We start from the raw sequence: 16912 nt of genomic DNA on the forward strand, positions 1-16912 counted from the left end.
GGGATTCACTACAACGCATTCCAAAAAATAATACTGGGCTATGGAAAGAAAGCCCTTTCTCACCAACCCGGATTCTGCTTCGTTGGCCCCGCATTGGAATCAATAAAGTCCTGAGGCAACGGGTAAAGCTTATTTTTCTCTTCAATTTCGGAGAACTTATTGTATTTCTTAGTCCGGCTGACAAGCAAGCCAAATCGATTCAGGGTGTATCGTCGGTGCTCTTCCGAAAGTAATTCACGGGCCCGCTCATCCAGAATATAATCAACCGTTACGTCTGCAGCCGTGATTGGAGTAGCGTTTGATCTCACCCTGACGGCATTGATATGGTCTTTGGCTTCATCCAATTTATTCAGCCTGAACTCTGCTTCTGCCGCCAAAAGGTAGGTCTCAGCCAACCTCAGGTACGGCATGTTATTGTATTGTCCACTATTGTCCACTCGTTCCAGATCGGGATACGAATCCCATTTCTTTGTGGCCGGCCAGTAGGCATCGTTGACTTTCCAATTCGCAAAGGTTGGAACCTTAGTGAAGACGGTATCACCGCCTTCTGCTTTCAGGTAATATTTACTTAACGCAAATTTACTGTAGCGGTCATCTTTTTTCTCATAAAGACCTTCCACGTACAGGGTGTGCATGGTACGGCCCAGACCACGACCGCCATACACGCTGAATGCCCATCTGTCATCTTGGGTGAGGTTGTAATACCGGTTTACCCACGTTCTCCGCATGGCTATGTCTTCGGTACCGGTTACGTCGGCGGCATTCAGGAACGACCAAAGCGTTTCGGTATTTCCCTGCGTCGGGAGAGCATTCTGCTCGCCAAACTGATCCATGAATGGTACACCCGGTTGCGACGACTGTGAGCCGAACCGCTTAGTGATCAGTTTGAAATTTGGGTTATTTATGACTGCTTCGGCTTTCTGCTCAGCTTTTGCGAAATTTTCGGCACCGCCCATGGTCAGATACAATTCTGCCAGATAATGCTGGGCCACTGCTTTGCTCAAAACCGATGGGTTTCCGTAATTATCCGGCAAATTTGCTTCGGCAAACAGCCAGTCTTTTTCCATTTCCAGTTGGATAGTTGCCACCGGTGTGCGTTCCCAATACGTTCTGAAAGTGTTGCCGTCGATTTCCTCCAGACTCAACGGTACATCGCCCCAGCTTCCCGTCAGATGCCGGTAAGCCCATGCCCGTAACAGACGAGCTTGAGCCACGATCAGGTTCTTATTAGCCAGATTCTGTGCTTCACTCCCTCCCTGCCAATCAATATTAGCGGATTCTGATCTCGAAATAATGGTGTTCGACGCATTGACCACATCGTATAACCAGTTAAAAATGGAGTTCATAGTGCCGTCTGCGGGCGTGAGGTTCGCTCCGTAAATATCAAATGCTCGCAGACTTGCGTAGGTGTAGTTTCCCCACGCTACGTCGGTACCTGTTTTCCACATTACCGAAGCTTCGTGCGATGCCCCGGCCCGTTCGATACGTTCCTGTCTCGCCAATGCGTACACGGCATTTAAGCCCTGCTGCAAACCGTCCCGGTTCACAAACAACGTATTTCCAAAAAGCGAGTCCCGTGGGTTCTCGTCCAGAAAGTCATCACCACAGGAGGTCGAAAAAATGACGAGAACCAGAAATAACGCAGATTTTATAATTGAATTTTTCATAAATCTTCTAATTTTATCGATTGTCAAATACCTAATCTAATACCGCCGAGATAGGTCCTTGCGAAAGGCCGGTCAGTCTGATCACTGGCTTCCGGGTCAATACCGCTCCATTTGGTTTTTGTAAACAGATTCTGGCCGTTTACGTAAACCTCCAACCTCCGGAGTCTTAGCTTATCGACCAAATTTTGCGGAATTTTATAGGAAAGGGTCACGTTTTTCAGACGGAAAAAACTGGCATCTTCGTACCATCCTCCTGATAACGGATTCGTCGAACGATCGGCGTTTTCGGGAAAATCATTAGTAGGATTGGTAGGTGACCAGTAATTTACGTTGTAAATTTTCCTCCGCAGGTTAAAGTCATTGGTGGTTATCAACTCACTGCGCTTCGTAACGCCCTCCAGCCAGTAGAAAAACAAGTCTAACGAAAAGCCTTTGTAAGCAAAGTTATTATTGAAACCCAGCGTAAAATCAGGCTGCAGGCTCCCAATTACCACCCGATCTTTTTCGTCGATCCTTTGGTCTCCATTGACATCCCGGTATTTTACGTCCCCGGCTTGTTTTACCGCATAATCATTCAGATTCACGCCGTCCACTTCGTCAGTTTGCCAGATGCCGTCAATGACATAACCGTAGTTCACACTGATTGGATGACCAACGAACCATCTGCTACCGACGTCATCGATAAAGTTGCCATCATCATCAGTCAGACCCACGTTTACAATTTGATTCAGGTTTCTGGAAAAAGCGATCTGGCTACTCCACGTAAACTCTTTGCCAACGATGTTCCTGGTGTTTAGGGCAAGTTCGAAGCCGTTCCCTTTCGTTTCTCCGATATTCTGAATGATGGAAGTCGACCCGTTGATTCCGGGAATACTCTTGGACAGCAGCAGGTCGGTGGTTCTGGTGGAATAGATATCCAGTGAACCACTTATTCGTGAATTTAAAAGACCGAAGTCAATCCCCAGATTCAAAGAGGTAGTTGTTTCCCAACCCAATGAACCGTTTCCTAATCCGCCGGGACGATAACCGATCAGGTTGTTGCCGCTGCCATCAATGTAATCTTCTTTTGTCAAACTCGCCAGCGTGCGGTACGGACTGATGGCCTGATTGCCGTTCTGACCGTATGATAATCGTAATTTTAACTGGTTGAGAATCCGATTATTTTGCAAGAAAGCTTCGTCAGAAATATTCCAGCCTAGCGCAACGGACGGGAAAAGGCCGTATTTCGTATCTGCTCCGAAAGCAGAGTAACCGTCTCTTCTTCCTGTAATTGTCAGCAGGTATTTGCTATCGTAATTATAGTTTAAACGCAGCATTTGAGACTCGTTGCTCTGTTTGCTGTATCCTGCATTGGACACCAGCACTTCCGCATCGTTAAACTGATAAAAGCTCCTCACATCATTCGGGAAGCCATTTCCACGTATATAGACGCTTTCATCCGTTCTTTGCTGAGCACTGTAAAGGGCCGTGGCAAAAATATTGTGCTTGCCAAATGACCGGTTATAGCTCACTACGTTTTCTATCAGCCAGTCACGGGTATCCGCCACATCCTCGGTTGCAAATCCGTTCGCCTCAAAACCACGTTGCGAGTTTCGGCCACGGTAGGTTTGTTCCTTCGAATCCCGGATGGTGTAGCCCGTATTTAATCGGTAGGATAATCCTTTCAGAAAAGGAAAGTCAACCAAAAGGTAATTATTTGTAAAAAATGAGCTCGTCTTATCGCTGTTGTCGTAGAGCGTATTTTCCAGCGGGTTACCAAATCCGACATCTTCCGGCCACGGCAATTTTGTCAATGTACCGTCTTCATTGTAAGCCCTCGTCAGCGGATTCATGTAGAAAGCATCCGTGAAACTTGCCGAAATCCCACTCCTATCCGTTAAGCTGAGGGTGTTGTTTGTACCCAGCTTCAACCAGTCAGTAATGTTGATTTCAAGGTTTGCCCGAAAGCTCGCTCTCGAAAAATCATCGTTAACGGCCACACCTTTGACGTTCTGAAAATTGCCTGAAACGAAGTAATTCATCACCTCGGTGCCGCCGGCTACCGACAGGTTATGTTCCACCCGAGAGCCATTTCTAACGGCTAAGTCAACCCAATCAGCGTACTGACCACTGGCGTACACGTCTTTCTCAGTGTCCGTCAGGAAATCCGCGCCGTAACGCTCCACTTTTCTCCGGTAGAACGTTTCGGCATCCATCATATCCGGCTGGGCGTACGGAACATCAACACCGTAATAGGTACTAAAATTTAGCTGCGGTTTACCGCCTTTCGTCCCTTTCTTGGTCGTGATAAGGATGACACCGTTGGCCCCTCTGGCTCCATAAATGGCGGAAGCTGATGCATCTTTCAAGACTTCCAGGTTCTGGATATCGTTAATGTTCACATCAGAAAGACTTCCTGAATAAATTACGCCGTCCAATACAATCAATGGGTCTGAGCCGCCGGATATCGACCTTCTCCCCCGGATATTGATGCCGTTACTGGCCCCCGAGGCGGTATTCGAATTCACCGAGATGTTGACGCCGGGCATGGTACCCTGAAGTGCCTGACCGATGTTTACCTGGGGGCGCTCTTCAAGCGTTTTTGCACTAACCGAAGTCACAGCTCCGGTAATGTCCGATTTCTTCTGCGTTCCGTAACCCACCACCACCACTTCATCGAGTGCGTTGGCGTCTTCTTCCAGTTCGACGTTGATGGTAGTTTGATTCCCAACGGTAATGGTTTTCGTGGCGTAACCTACAAAACTGAATTCGAGCACATCGGTAGCACCGTTGACACTTATTTCAAAGGCACCGTCCGCATTGGCGGCCGTACCTTTGTTTGTGCCCTGCACCGAAACAGTGGCTCCGGGCAAGGGTTCGCCCGCTTGGTCTTTAATAACGCCGGATACCATTTTCTGCGCGAGTGCCGCACTTCCCGAAAAGAGGCAGAAAAGTAATAAGAAAGAAAATTTTTTCATGGTGAGATGTTTTAAACAATCGTTTGCGTAACAATTTACAACATAAATTTTAGCTTTTAAAAGAATTCATTGTAATAATGAAGGGCTGCGTAAGTATGGGTTTTGTTATCCGCGGTCATAACTATACATAAAGTTCCATCACCCGAGACACTTGCACAGGTCGAAACTGCTTGCTGCACAGGGTAAAAAACCCAAAATTATTCAGCGAAGCGGTAGCAGTCGACTTGGTTTCCCCCCCTTCTGACGCATGGAAATTGTGAGTACCATCGACATATTACCAAAAGCTTTTACCACTGACTCTTGCTTTTCATCCCAATTGCCTTTACCTCCTAAAACGCTTCGCACCAATTTTGATTTTACTCAGCTATCGCTTCACAGGATTGGCTATTTCCGGAGTTTTCTTTGATGGACTGAGATTAGCGTATTCGGGATCAAACCCTACATTTTTTTGTACAGCAAAATCTCAGCCGCAACAAACTTAGATCTATGAACAATATATATTACGTCCGATAAGCTTTACTTATCGGACGTAATTAGTTTTTCGTATTTTTGGTCATCCAAATTTTGAAAGCCCATGAATTCGAAACTGAACGTTGAATCAAAATCGGAGGAGCTCCCCGTGCTGGTCTCCCGCGAAGAGCTGGCCCAACAAACGGCGGCCTTCTTCGCCCGGGGAATCGAGGGCGCCGACAACACGCGCAAAGCCTACCAATCCGACATCGCCCAGCTCACGGTTTGGCTGCGCCACCGTGGGCTGCCCGAGTTGCCCATCGACCCGGCCACACTGGCGGCCTACATCTCCGACCTGGCCGCTACCCGCAAATGGTCGACGATCTCCCGTCGGCTGGCCGCCATCCGGCAGTGGCACCGGCTGAATGGCCACCCTAATCCCGCCAGCGACGAGGCGGTGAAGACCGTCATGGAAGGGATCAAGCGCAGTATCGGCACCGAACCCGAGCAGTCCCCGGCTTTCGACATCGAGGAGTACAAGGCGTGTCTGGCGCGAATCCCCACCACGCCCACCGGTCTGCGCGACCGCGCGCTGCTGCTGGCGGGTTTCGCGGGCGGGTTTCGGCGCTCGGAATTGGTGGCCCTCAATATTGAAAGCGTCCAATTTACCCGAGAGGGATCGATCCTTTCTTACCAGGGCAGTAAAACGAATCAGTACAAGAAGAAAGAGCAAAAAGCCCTGTTTTTCAGCCCCGACCCGGATACCTGCCCGGTGCGGGCGTTGCAGGATTATATGGAAGTGCTGGGCCGCAACGTGGGGCCGCTGTTCGTGCGCATTCGCAAGAATGAGCAAATCACCGAGGATCGGCTTTCGGACAAGCAGGTGGCGCGGACGACCAAGGCTTACCTCGGCGAGGACTATTCGGCCCACTCGCTGCGGGCCTCCTTCGTGACCATCGCCAAGCTCAACGGGGCCGATGACTCGCAGATCATGCAGCAGACCAAGCACCGCACCCGCACGATGATCGACCGCTACACCAGGGTGCAGCAGGTGGTGAAACACAATGCGGCCATGAAATTAGGCTTGTAGAAAAAAACAATCACCTCAACTCATATTCACCGATCAGCGCATCTGCCGGTATATGGAGTAACCTGCTAAACTTGCGAATCATGGTCAATGAGAGTGCTTGCTTATAGTTCAGCACTTTGCTGATAGTCCCCTTATCGCCGTATTCATTAGCGAGATCAACCGACTTATAGCCAAAATCCTCCATTCGGATTTTGATCAGTTCCACGGGATCGACCGCCGGCAGCTCACTCGTCCTTTCCTCAAAGTTAGAAATGAGGTGCGCTAGTAAGAGCTTCTCCTTGTGATCGGTCGTATTTTTCTCAGCATGCCTGACTTGCTCGTAGCGGGCCAGGGCTGTATCATAGTCCTGCTCCGTCTCGATCAGGAACCAATCAAATTTTATCTTTTTCATATCCTGTACATGGTACTTAGCGATCAAACGGTCGATGCATCGACCCGGTCGTACTCGGCGTGCGTTCCTACGAATCGTACCTCCACGATTCCGTCCTCATAGCCGATTTCCACGATCAGACGGTATTTGTTACCCACAATTTTAAATCTGGCGCGGCTTCCCGGAATGATCGAAGCGTTTGGAAAGTCTTCCAGTACATCCGCTCCTTTTTTCCAGTTGGCACTTTTGACAACTCTTTTCCAAACCGTCAGACTTTTACCGGCATCTCCGTGCTTCCTTGCAAACTGGTCCAGCTTGCGGGCGAGAACAATGATCATTTCATAAACGGTACTTTTTGGGCTCGAATCCTACATTTTCCATTTACGTCAGAAAATCATTTCTTGTCAAAGAATTAATATGCACTTTCATAAGCGCGACACAAATGTATTATAAAGTTGGCATTTTACCAACTTTATGAAGGGAAACATTTTCATTCAGGCTTGCAGCGGGTGGCCAGGCAACATTGGTCATTAGAATAAGAGTGTAGATTCTTAAATTGCAGGAATATGACTCAGGAAGAATTTGACAAGCCTGTTTACGTGTCGCATCCGCGAGAATCGGTACTCCATCGAGTACCGTACGGGTAAACTGATGATCAAAGTTCTTACCACTGCCATTCCCAGACTATCTCAAGAGGTGTCTCGCTCATATATTAGAAATGAATCCCCTGGTACCTGACCGGGGCAAAAGACTCTCTAGTCACTTGTGGCAATCTTCACAGCTTCGGCCAGTTTCGGGCCAATAGCCAGCCAGTCTTCGACCGTCCGGTGGCGATTGGGCTTCTCCACTTTCCCGACATTCATTTCAATGAGAAAGGCGGGAATTTTAAATTCAGACCATAAGCCCTGGAAGACCGTCATCCGTCCGGGCTTTCCCGCAGTGGTAGAAGCCTTCATAACACGCAGTCCCTTTTCGGACGCCATCGACAGGCTCTGCGCCATTTCCTTCCAGAGCTTGTGTCCCTCCGGCTGGTCGGGTCCCTCCACAAAATCAGCTTTTGTATTATGAAGCGTTACAAACAAGTCAATGGGATGATCCTGGGCCAGCCATTTCTTTATGGCCTGCTTCTGCGCCTTAATCTCCGGCATCTCCTTTGTAATCACGTAATCCCAGTTCCGATTGAGGTCATGTCCGAAGGCATTGAAGCGCACTCCGCCCCGCGCTACCCCGTCGGGATCGCTTATGGAAATCAGCTTGAATACCATCTGATCCAACAGAGTTCGCCCCTTGTTCGAGTCCAGCAGGTAACGGATAAGTCCCTCCATTACGTAGGAAGTACCGGCTTCCCAAGAATGCTGACGGGCCATCAGCCACACTACCTTCTTTTGACTAATCGGTATCTCAGGGTTGGTGACAGTCAGCAACAGTAACGGGCGCTCCTCGGGTGTAACCCCCATAGTGTCAAGCTCGACCTCTGACCTCGACTGGTAAGTATCCAGTAGTTGTCCCAGCGTTTGGTTCGTGTAGGGCACGAGGTGGGCCACCCACACCGTGTTGTGCTGCGGGGTAAAAGACAGCATTAGGGTGGTGTCCGCGTCGTTCCACTGCACTTCATCGTCAGTGAGGTGTCGCCAAGTGGTTTGGTCGTAGCTAATCACGGGACGGATTTCGGCTGACACGGGAATGGTTCCGTAGCGGTAATTGTACTCGCCGACTAAGTCAGTCAGTTCAATCGTCAGCGGCTGGTCTTTTGATCCGTCAACCCGGAAATAGTACCAGCTGGCCTGACGATTTCGGTTTTCGGAATCTGTTTCACCCAAAAGGGCACACTGCCAGCGGTTATTCGATACCTGAGTGACTTGACCGAGTCTTCCCCCCTCGAAATTGGCCGAAATAGACACCCCGGCGCTGCTCGATTGACCGTAGGCCGGAGCGAGCTGCGTGGCTGATAAAGTATTTAACAAGAGCATGAAAAAAAGTCGACGTCTGAGCATTTGTGATGGGTTTAAATCTATTTTTTTTGAAGTAACTACCTAGTAGTCGCGGAACGGCCCTCTAGGTTCGGCCCGCTGCATGGCTGATTGCCAGGCGGCGAACTTCTCCCGCATCTTTCGGGCCACTTCCGGCTGCTCAGCGGTGAGATCATATTGCTCGCCGATATCCTTTTCCAAATTAAATAGCCCGCTTCCCTTAGGCGAAGCGACCCATTTCCACGTCCCGACGCGAGCAGCCTGATCTTCCCGTAGTTCCCAGAACATCTCCTCCCGAACTTTTTCGGTGCCGCCCATCAACCGGGGAAGTAGGTTGAAGCCGTCGAGCGTTACATCATTAGGATGCGCAACCCCGGCGGCAGCCAGCAGCGTGGGAAACAATTCCAGCGAGGTGACAAAATCTCGGTTGACAGCGCCCGCCTCGATCTGTCCCGGCCATTTGATAATGCATGGCACCCGGATGCCGCCTTCCCAGAACTGCCCCTTCCGGCCGCGCAACGGCGAATTATCGGAACCCACCCCGCCGCCGTTGTCCGACAGGAACACCACCAGTGTGTTGTCTTCCAGGCCATGCTGGGCAACGCGCTTCAGAATATCGCCGATGCTCTCGTCCATCCGCGTCACAGCCGCCCGGTAGTCTCTCGTCTGATTCTCCTTTTTGGTCTTGCCCATCGGATAAAGGTGCCGGGTTTCCTCCGGGGCCTGCACGGTGCTGCGTATGGTCGGGTCAAGGCTCGAAGCCGAGTGCGGGGCGTTGTAAGGCAGATACAGGAAAAAGGGCTTCTCCCGGTTTTCGTCCAGGAATCTCAGCGCTTTCCTAGTAAACAGATCCGTGGAATAAGTACCCTTGTCGGCGGTAGTCGGCTCGTTATCGGAGTACATCGAGCCAATGCCGTAGCGCTGGTGCGTGAAGTAGTCGATGCCGGTGTTGACGAAACCGTAAAAGCGGTCGAAGCCCTGTTGTAGAGGCAGAAAACGGCGCAATTGCCCCAGATCCCATTTGCCAAAGATGCCGTTGGTATAGCCCGCTTTTTTCAGGATTTCCGAAATAAATACCTCGCGCAAATCCGTCCCCAGGATTCGTTCGGGCGTGGTGCTGTATTCCGCCTCATTGTACTGGTATCCTTCATCGACGCGGTCGTTGCGGAACAACTCGTACGTACCATTCCGCTGGGGGTAGCGTCCGGTGAGCAGCCCGCTGCGCGAAGGCGTGCAGATGGAACTTGTGACGTAAAAGTCGGTAAACCGCACCCCTTCGGCGGCCAGGCGATCCAGATGGGGGGTGATGATGGCTCCGTTCCCGTAGCTTCCCAGGTCATGATAACCCTGGTCGTCCGAAACGATTAGTATAATGTTAGGTGGGGCATTGTGTTTATTGCCGATCTGACCTAAAACACTGCTCATTTGAAGAAGTGATAGAGAGATTACGCCTAGTAGGAAATTTTTGATAATCATTGATTTTGCTAATTTTTAAACATGAGCCAATGGACCATCTGATATGAGGCTACTAGGTTTGTTCAGACTTTGTAGTGCTGTCGCCGCTAGGTACTATTTCCTCAATATGCCCCTTTTCCAATGAAATGACTGGCAACCCTATTTTTTAAATAATCACCCAGCTAATTGGTACACCCGTTCGGCAGTACGGTAGAAAAGGCTCTCCCTTTCTGATTCTGAGCAATGAGTCACTAATTGTTGGAGCGTGTCAAGCCAGCGGTCAAAGGTAGCCGCCACCAGCACTACTGGCCAGTCGGAGCCAAAAAGTAGTCGATCCGCGCCGAAGCGTTCAAGCGCATAGTCCACATAAGGCTGTATTTCATCTTTTGTCCAGTATTCCCAATCAGCTTCTGTAACCAGCCCAGACACCTTCGCTACCACGTTCGGGAATTGGGCCATACGACCAATATGTTTTTGGAACGCATAAAATTGACCATGCCCAATATTGGGTTTGCCAAGATGATCGAGAATAAATTGGGTTTCGGGACAGCGTTCGATCAGTGCAAAGGTTTCTTCCATCTGATAGGGTCTTATGCTGACATCCAACGTAAGGCCAAAGCGGGGCAGGAGTCGAGCAGCCTCGATAAATGGAGCAGCAGTGCACGGGTTCGTCTGGTTTTCGGTTAGCCGCCGAACTCCCCGTACGAGCGGATTGGCTTTAAGGATATTCAAATAATTTATCACTTCCTCGCCTTGTTCCAATGGGGCATAGGCCACAATTCCCGCAATTCGCCTGTCAATGGCAGCCTGTTCCATTACGAAATCAAGTTCGTCCAGCGCCTGTTCAGGTTCGCACTCGCTCTGAACAAACACTAGTTTGATTACTTCATACCCACTGGTGGCCTGATTGTAATCGTGTATCAGAAACGGCTTTTTGATATCCGGCACACTGTCGAGCCAGGGATAGTCAAGTCGGGCGGGGTTCCAAAAATGTACGTGTGAATCAATAAGGGTCATAATGATTAGTACAGCCTATCACTCGATTTGGTATAAGATTCGATAGTGGCCTTCTTTGTCCCAGGCGGGTCTGAAAGCGGGCAGCGATACCGCATTGCGGCCAGTAGCCAGCTTGATGTTGTCAAATTTTTTCTCCTCGATTGTCTTACCGATCTCATCCTGAATCGTGACGGTCAACGTTACCCTGCGACCTGGCCCGTAGTGCATGACCACCGGAGTGAGAGTGTCGTCTGGGCCGTACACTACATCGACGTTGCCGCTGCCCGCCACCGTAGGCTGAAAAACCATCTTATTGACCCAGTAGGCCAGTTTGGCGTGTCCTTCTACGTCGATGATCGGCTTCATGTAAGTACCCGAGTTTGGCCCGCCGTGCAGGGTACACCAGGAGAAGCCGTCGTAGTCGAGGGAACGCATTTTCTTCATGGCCTCCCAGGCCGAAAACGCCTGCCAGGCCTGGCTTTCGGCCCATTCGTCCAGGGTCAGCTTCCGACCGATGGTGCCTACGTCGTAGGGCCATTCGTAGGAATGCACCCGGTAGTAGGTCTTGCCGCGCAGCAGTTCCCAGTTGGGCTGGGCCATCGACTCCTCATGTTCGAAATCGAAATACGCCCGCTCGGGGCTGTTGAGCAGATCCTGGCGGTAGGCGTCGGGCCAGCGTCGCAACTCCGACCAGTCCTTGGTGTAGCCCGTCGGGGAATCCTGGTTGCCCCGCGTCACCATGGGAGCGGTGTAGGCCCACGACGCCTTGATAGGGTTGCCCTTATAGTCGATGGTGCCGACGTCGTTGCCATAGTGGAGGTGGAAAAGGTAAGAACTCAGCGAAATCAGGCGGCTCGAATCGACGGGATAAACGGTGTTGTAAATCGTTTCGGTAAAAGCGTCGGATTCCGATACCGGCTTGCCCTTGAAGCTCTGCGGGTGGTTGGAAGCCTCCCAAACCACGATACTGGGGTGGTTCATCACCTGCCGCATATAACGGGGCATTCCGGCGAAGTCGATCTGCCGCCAGTCGGTACCCGTCCTGATCCACGAAGGAGTAATCCAGACAAGCATTACGCCGAGTTGGTCGGCCAGTTCGGCAATGCGCGGGTCGTTGATGCCTTCGGAGTTCGAGTTTTCCCAGGCGTGTACGTGGATGCGCAGCAGGTTGCCGTTCATCTTTTTGACCATCAGCAGTTCCCGCGCGATCCACTCGATGGGCGGGCAGCGCTGCCACACGGCCATTTTTTCGAGCGGTCCCCGGAATCCCATGATCTGCGCGCCGTTGAGCATCGACACCTGCCCGTTGAGACGGAAGTGTCCGCCCTGCTGATCGATGGTGCGCAGCCCGGTGGCAAATGTGTGGTCGTCGATTGCTTTACCCTTGCTATCGCGCAGAGTCACTTGCACGCGGTACAGGCTGGGATTTTCGGCGGTCCAGAGCGTCGGGTTGTTCACAGCCAGCACGGACGTGAGCGTCAGGCTGTCGGTGAAGTTGACAGGTAGGCTTAGCATCGCGGCCGCCTTGTCCGACTCGATGGGGTACCAGGGGAACAGGGCGATGTCGGCCCGGCCCCGGAAAACCCCGCCGTGCCTCAGGTTGACCTGAGTTTTGAGCCGGGCCACGTCAGCTTTACCAGTCAGCGGCAAGGTGTGTGCGTAGGCCGACTCAATGTGCGCCGCCGACACCAAATCGAGCGACATCCGGCCCGCCAGCCAACCGATGCTCAGATCGAGCAGCGAGTGGGGCATCAGTTCGCCCACCGCTTCGGTGAGCATGAAGTGGTTGACCTTTATGGCGATCTGGTTGGTTTGGTTCGGCATTAGGAAAGTACCGATGTCGAGCCGATTGGGATAGCGGTTGTCGATCACCGCCACACGTTGGCCATTGACCCATACCTCCCCGCCCGGATCGAGGGTTTCAATATTCAGGAAAGCTCTGTCGAAACTACCTACTTCCACCTTTTTACGGAGGTAGAGATCTTCTTCGGCGAAGCGCTCCGAGCCGTGGCCCAGCGGTAGTTGTCCTGCCTCCCACTGACGGTCGTCGTAGGTCAAGTCTGTCCAGTGGGCGATGTCGGGTTTTTCCTGGAAAATCTCATCCAAAAACGTCTCCGGGACATAGGGGTAGTGATCCCGATCCGTCAACGCGTACCCAATGCCCAGCAGGTCGTCCAGCTCGACCACGCCCGCCGACTGTACGGCAAAGGTATTGACCTGCCCGATGGTGCTAAACCCTTTGTTATAGGCCAGTCGCTCGGTGCTGGCCCGCTCGAGCGGCACGTAGTCGGCCACCAGCCGGTCGTCCACATACAGATTGTACCGCCCCACCGTCGTTTCGCCGCCCGACAGATCGACCTCCACCCGGAAGTGATGCCAGCGGTCGGGCGCATAACTGAGCGTATCGACGCGCTGGTGGCGGGCGGTGGTGTAAAACAACCTTCCGTCGGCTCCGAAACCTACCGTCGCTGCCGGAACGCGCGTCCGGTCGGAAAGCTGGAACTGCACTTCCTGCTGCCTGGGTACCTTTGCCTGCCATGAAACGGTGAACCGCCAGGCCTGGCTGGCGAAACGCCAGGTGAGCAGTTCCGGTCGCCCGTCGAGGCGCAGGTAGCCGTCGGCCAGAGCTGCGCCCTTCGTTTGGTTCCAGCGGGCCAGTTCCTGCCGCCGCTCGTTGTGCTGTCCGGCCCGGTAGCCGAGGTACTTCCAGTCGGTGAGGGGCTGGTGCTGCCGAACCTGGGGCCGGGGCGCGGCCTTCACGCGGTTCAGGGCTTCGGTCACTTCGGCATCGGTGACTACCTGGGTGTCGAGCTGCGGGTCGTCGAACTGCTGGCGGGCCAGGTCGGCGTATTGTTTTAAGAACGCCACCCGCTGATCGGTGGAGAACACGGCGGTCTTGCCCTTGAAGTCCGTCTCACCATTAGCGGCCTTATCAGGTGAAAAATAACGCAGCTCGAACGATCGGCTGGATTGGGAAAAGGCTAAGGATGACGCCAATGAAAGAAGCAAGCAGTAACGAAAAGTGGGAAAGTGGCTAAAAACCATGAAGTTAAATTGATTGGATTTTTCAATAATTCATACAAAGGCAAGGAAAAAAATTGTGGAAATTCCTCTCACCCACGAATGACTTTTTCGATATTGACCCGATAAATCTGCCTGCCGAGCTTTTCGTGCGTGGAGTCGAAGAAAACCTCCGTTCCCTGCTGGTTGGAACGCGGGTGCAGGTCGCAGCGGTACTCGCCCTTGTACTGCGGCGGCGAGAGGAACTTGCCCAGAATCACGCGGCGTTTGGTGGGGATGTGGTAGAGGTAGAGCGTCTGCATCCGGTTGGCGTCGGGGTAGGTGTCGTTGAGTACCCACTCGTTGTTGGTGTGCGGGATGTAGGTGTTGTGGCCGTTGACGGTCATGGCTTCCGCGCCGATGTGCTTGCTGTTCTGGGTGTGGTCTTCCATGAGCCAGAAACCCCATTCCTTGCCGATGGGCTTGGTCCAGGCCAGGATGCGGTCAGGGCCGTCCCAGATTATGTGCGACGTATCGCCCGAAGGGTCGATCACGTAGCGGTCGCCGCCATCGGCGGTGTCCATCGTCACCATGCGGGTAATGAAGGGCGTGGTCGGGACGCCGTCCTGCTCCCGCACTTTTTTCCGCCAGCGGTTGAGGAACAACATGCGCTTGCTGTCGGGGCTGATAAGCAGGTGGTTGAACCAGTGCCAGTATCCATCCACCGGCTCGCCCTGGTTCGGGATGGCGGCCATCTCGGCCAGCGACAGCAGCATTTTGTGCTTGCCCGTTTTCAAATCCATGCGGTAAATCCCGATGTCCTTCGGAGCTTTTACTTTCTCGTAGGGATCAGGGATGCCCACGTAGCCGTAGCCGGGCCGCAGGTTCTGGATGCGGTTGAACTCGGTGCCGACGGCGAACTTTCCGTTGGGCGCAAGGGTGTAGATGGCTTTGGGCAGAATGCGCTCCTTGCCCGTTTTGACGTTGTGGACGCGGCTCTTGAAAGCGCCGTCGATGCGATCGTTCCAGATGACCTCTTCCTTTGAGTCCGGTAGCCATTGCAACATGCAACCCTGCTGCCAGCCCCAGGCATTGGAAGTACCCAGCTTGCGCCACTTGTTGTTGTCCTGCAAGTCGATCAGGCCGATTTCCAGCTGGTCGTCGGGACCGGGCGTGTGGCCTTCGAAGGGCGCCTGCATCCCAAGCGCGTAGCGGCCGGTGGGGTCGATCTGCAACTTGTCGTAGTAGCCGAACCAGTGCGGTTTGCTGCCATCGGTAATGCGCTCGACGGGAAAATCTGCGGTTGGAAAGAAGGCCATCGGCGGCAGTGCGGCCATTCCCAGGCCTCCCAGCAGACTGTTTTTGAGAAAATTACGACGGATCATGTGGTTTGAAATTGAATGTTTGTGTTGGTTCTGTTTTGAGAAAAGGGTGATCATTCCGCTATTTAACGAGTTCGGCCCCCTTTCATTTGACAAAGTATTTTGGAAAAGACATCACTTAATCCAGCAGCCGGACATTGTACTGGCGGGAACCAGGCTGGTATTTTGTAAATCGCTCGGGTAAAAAAGGGGCGGCAGTCTACACGAACAAGTACCTGTCCCAGGGATTGTACAGCACGGCCTCCTCCCGAGCGTCGCCCGCCACGTCGGCCGGAATGCAGTGGTACCATCCCTGCCGCAGGTCGCCCTGGGGGCGGGTAGCCTGGAGAATTTGTGGGCGATCTTTCCCTGCCCGCTCCACAATATTCCTCCGTTGTACAGATGAGCGGGTCGATTGGACCCGTTCCAGTAGATGGCGTCCATACCCGTGTTGTTGGGCGACTCATTCACTTTAAATTTGCGGATCACTTTCCCGTTCAGCCCCACCAGCAGCATATCGGTCTTATGGCCATTATAGCGGATCATCATCTGTGGTCCGGGCACGGCCCCGTCGAAATGCGCCACACGCAGTTCCTGACCGTGCGGCACGACCTGCTCGCTCAAATTCAGGACGACGTTCCCCTCTTGGTCCATGACGTGGCCGAAGCCCGAGCAGAAGGCGCGTTTCTTCTGCGGGTCGTCCCAATAGTCAATGACGACAGCATCCATGTTCTTCCCTAATTTTTTTTCCCAAAGGGGCTGGCCGTCGGCATTCGGGACGTAGTAGCCGCCGTTGATTTCATCGCGGCCATCGTTGTCCATGTCGCCGACCGTCGGGACGTAGGCCGGGCAATGGGCGTACTCGTCCCATGCCTTCTGGTAGGTCCAGTGTACGTTCAATTCGTCATCGAAGGCTATTATTTTCGTCCCCAGCTTCACGATGAAATCCCGGGGCGTGGCTTTACCCCGCAGGTTGGCGATCAGAATGCGCTGGTGAACCCAGTTGGCCCCTTGCCCCTCGCTGGCGGTCAGTTCGGGCGGACCGGCTTGCCGTTTCACGCGTCCCGTTTGTCCGTCCAAGATTTGCACAACTACGTTCGCCATGCTTTGTGGGGTCACGGCTTTGCCTTCTTCCACAAAAAAGGTGATCACCTCATTTTTTCCGTCGGCATCGATGTCGAAGATCGCCACCGGGCCGGGACGGTTAGGCTGCAAGCCCCCTTCGCCTTTTTGCCAAAGTACCTTACCCTGCTGATCGAATGTGCCGATGAAGCAGGGCTGCACCGCGCCGCCATCCACGGAATTGGCCGCGCGGTACACGAGAAAATCCGCCTGACCATCGCCCGATAAATCGCCCATACGCAGATCCCCGCCGTAGGTGAGACCATCGGTTGTAATGAGAAAAGCTGGCGGGATGGGTACTTTTCGGTGAAGAGTAGGTTGCCCTTCTTGCTTTTTTAAAATAAAATTGAAGCCGACCAAAACCGAAGCCAGGATGATTCCCGCTGCCCAGAGGCCTTTTTTTACGCGGTAAAGTGCTGAACTTGAAGAGTTTTTCATGAAAAAGGACATGATGACAGTTGGTGAAGTACGTAT

General features: G+C 52.7%; 11 protein-coding genes. 1 reads left to right on the forward strand and 10 read right to left on the reverse strand.

What is annotated here, in order from left to right; translation table 11 throughout:
* Nucleotides 1–59 precede the first annotated feature (59 nt).
* Both IE117_RS24305 and IE117_RS24310 read right to left on the reverse strand, forming a co-directional pair.
* Entirely contained in the window at nt 60–1667 is a 1608-nt protein-coding gene (locus IE117_RS24305; RefSeq protein WP_189568342.1) for a RagB/SusD family nutrient uptake outer membrane protein, read from the reverse strand.
* 23 nt (nt 1668–1690) lie between these two features.
* Nucleotides 1691–4624: a SusC/RagA family TonB-linked outer membrane protein gene (locus IE117_RS24310; protein ID WP_189568344.1), complete on the reverse strand. Its 2934-nt coding sequence runs from the start codon at nt 4622–4624 to the stop codon at nt 1691–1693.
* 574 nt (nt 4625–5198) lie between these two features.
* On the opposite strand from IE117_RS24310, the gene IE117_RS24315 reads away from it, so the two are divergent.
* Nucleotides 5199–6164, forward strand: a complete 966-nt coding sequence (locus tag IE117_RS24315; protein WP_189568346.1) for a site-specific integrase — start codon at nt 5199–5201, stop codon at nt 6162–6164.
* 10 nt (nt 6165–6174) lie between these two features.
* Here IE117_RS24315 and IE117_RS24320 read toward each other — a convergent pair whose 3' ends face one another.
* The 8 genes from IE117_RS24320 to IE117_RS24355 form a co-directional block, all read right to left on the reverse strand.
* Nucleotides 6175–6555, reverse strand: coding sequence for a helix-turn-helix domain-containing protein (locus IE117_RS24320; protein ID WP_189568348.1), 381 nt, complete (start codon nt 6553–6555; stop codon nt 6175–6177).
* A 23-nt stretch (nt 6556–6578) separates the two neighbouring features.
* Entirely contained in the window at nt 6579–6872 is a 294-nt protein-coding gene (locus IE117_RS24325) for a type II toxin-antitoxin system HigB family toxin (RefSeq protein WP_189568351.1), read from the reverse strand.
* 417 nt (nt 6873–7289) lie between these two features.
* Nucleotides 7290–8528 carry a M14-type cytosolic carboxypeptidase gene (locus IE117_RS24330; RefSeq protein WP_189568353.1) on the reverse strand — a complete coding sequence of 413 codons (1239 nt, stop codon included), beginning with the start codon at nt 8526–8528 and terminating at the stop codon, nt 7290–7292.
* A 39-nt stretch (nt 8529–8567) separates the two neighbouring features.
* Entirely contained in the window at nt 8568–9929 is a 1362-nt protein-coding gene (locus IE117_RS24335) for a sulfatase-like hydrolase/transferase (RefSeq protein ID WP_189568355.1), read from the reverse strand.
* 204 nt (nt 9930–10133) lie between these two features.
* Nucleotides 10134–10976, reverse strand: coding sequence for an amidohydrolase family protein (locus IE117_RS24340; protein ID WP_189568357.1), 843 nt, complete (start codon nt 10974–10976; stop codon nt 10134–10136).
* 18 nt (nt 10977–10994) lie between these two features.
* Nucleotides 10995–14000 carry a glycoside hydrolase family 2 protein gene (locus IE117_RS24345; RefSeq protein ID WP_189568360.1) on the reverse strand — a complete coding sequence of 1002 codons (3006 nt, stop codon included), beginning with the start codon at nt 13998–14000 and terminating at the stop codon, nt 10995–10997.
* Nucleotides 14001–14068: 68 nt separating this feature from the next.
* Nucleotides 14069–15340 (reverse strand): hypothetical protein, encoded by a 1272-nt coding sequence (locus IE117_RS24350; RefSeq protein WP_189568363.1) that lies wholly within the window; start codon nt 15338–15340, stop codon nt 14069–14071.
* Nucleotides 15341–15451: 111 nt separating this feature from the next.
* Nucleotides 15452–16876 carry a hypothetical protein gene (locus IE117_RS24355; protein ID WP_189568365.1) on the reverse strand — a complete coding sequence of 475 codons (1425 nt, stop codon included), beginning with the start codon at nt 16874–16876 and terminating at the stop codon, nt 15452–15454.
* Nucleotides 16877–16912: the final 36 nt, after the last annotated feature.

It is taken from the genome of Persicitalea jodogahamensis (assembly GCF_014651615.1).
Classification (GTDB): domain Bacteria; phylum Bacteroidota; class Bacteroidia; order Cytophagales; family Spirosomataceae; genus Persicitalea; species Persicitalea jodogahamensis.

What these genes read in the sequence shown, in the direction of transcription:
- IE117_RS24350 (WP_189568363.1), bottom strand. Translation starts at nt 15,340, where the DNA reads ATGATCCGTCGTAATTTTCTCAAAAACAGTCTGCTGGGAGGCCTGGGA.
- IE117_RS24315 (WP_189568346.1), top strand. Translation starts at nt 5,199, where the DNA reads ATGAATTCGAAACTGAACGTTGAATCAAAATCGGAGGAGCTCCCCGTG.
- IE117_RS24325 (WP_189568351.1), bottom strand. Translation starts at nt 6,872, where the DNA reads ATGATCATTGTTCTCGCCCGCAAGCTGGACCAGTTTGCAAGGAAGCAC.
- IE117_RS24305 (WP_189568342.1), bottom strand. Translation starts at nt 1,667, where the DNA reads ATGAAAAATTCAATTATAAAATCTGCGTTATTTCTGGTTCTCGTCATT.
- IE117_RS24335 (WP_189568355.1), bottom strand. Translation starts at nt 9,929, where the DNA reads ATGAGCAGTGTTTTAGGTCAGATCGGCAATAAACACAATGCCCCACCT.
- IE117_RS24355 (WP_189568365.1), bottom strand. Translation starts at nt 16,876, where the DNA reads ATGAAAAACTCTTCAAGTTCAGCACTTTACCGCGTAAAAAAAGGCCTC.
- IE117_RS24330 (WP_189568353.1), bottom strand. Translation starts at nt 8,528, where the DNA reads ATGCTCAGACGTCGACTTTTTTTCATGCTCTTGTTAAATACTTTATCA.
- IE117_RS24340 (WP_189568357.1), bottom strand. Translation starts at nt 10,976, where the DNA reads ATGACCCTTATTGATTCACACGTACATTTTTGGAACCCCGCCCGACTT.
- IE117_RS24310 (WP_189568344.1), bottom strand. Translation starts at nt 4,624, where the DNA reads ATGAAAAAATTTTCTTTCTTATTACTTTTCTGCCTCTTTTCGGGAAGT.
- IE117_RS24345 (WP_189568360.1), bottom strand. Translation starts at nt 14,000, where the DNA reads ATGGTTTTTAGCCACTTTCCCACTTTTCGTTACTGCTTGCTTCTTTCA.
- IE117_RS24320 (WP_189568348.1), bottom strand. Translation starts at nt 6,555, where the DNA reads ATGAAAAAGATAAAATTTGATTGGTTCCTGATCGAGACGGAGCAGGAC.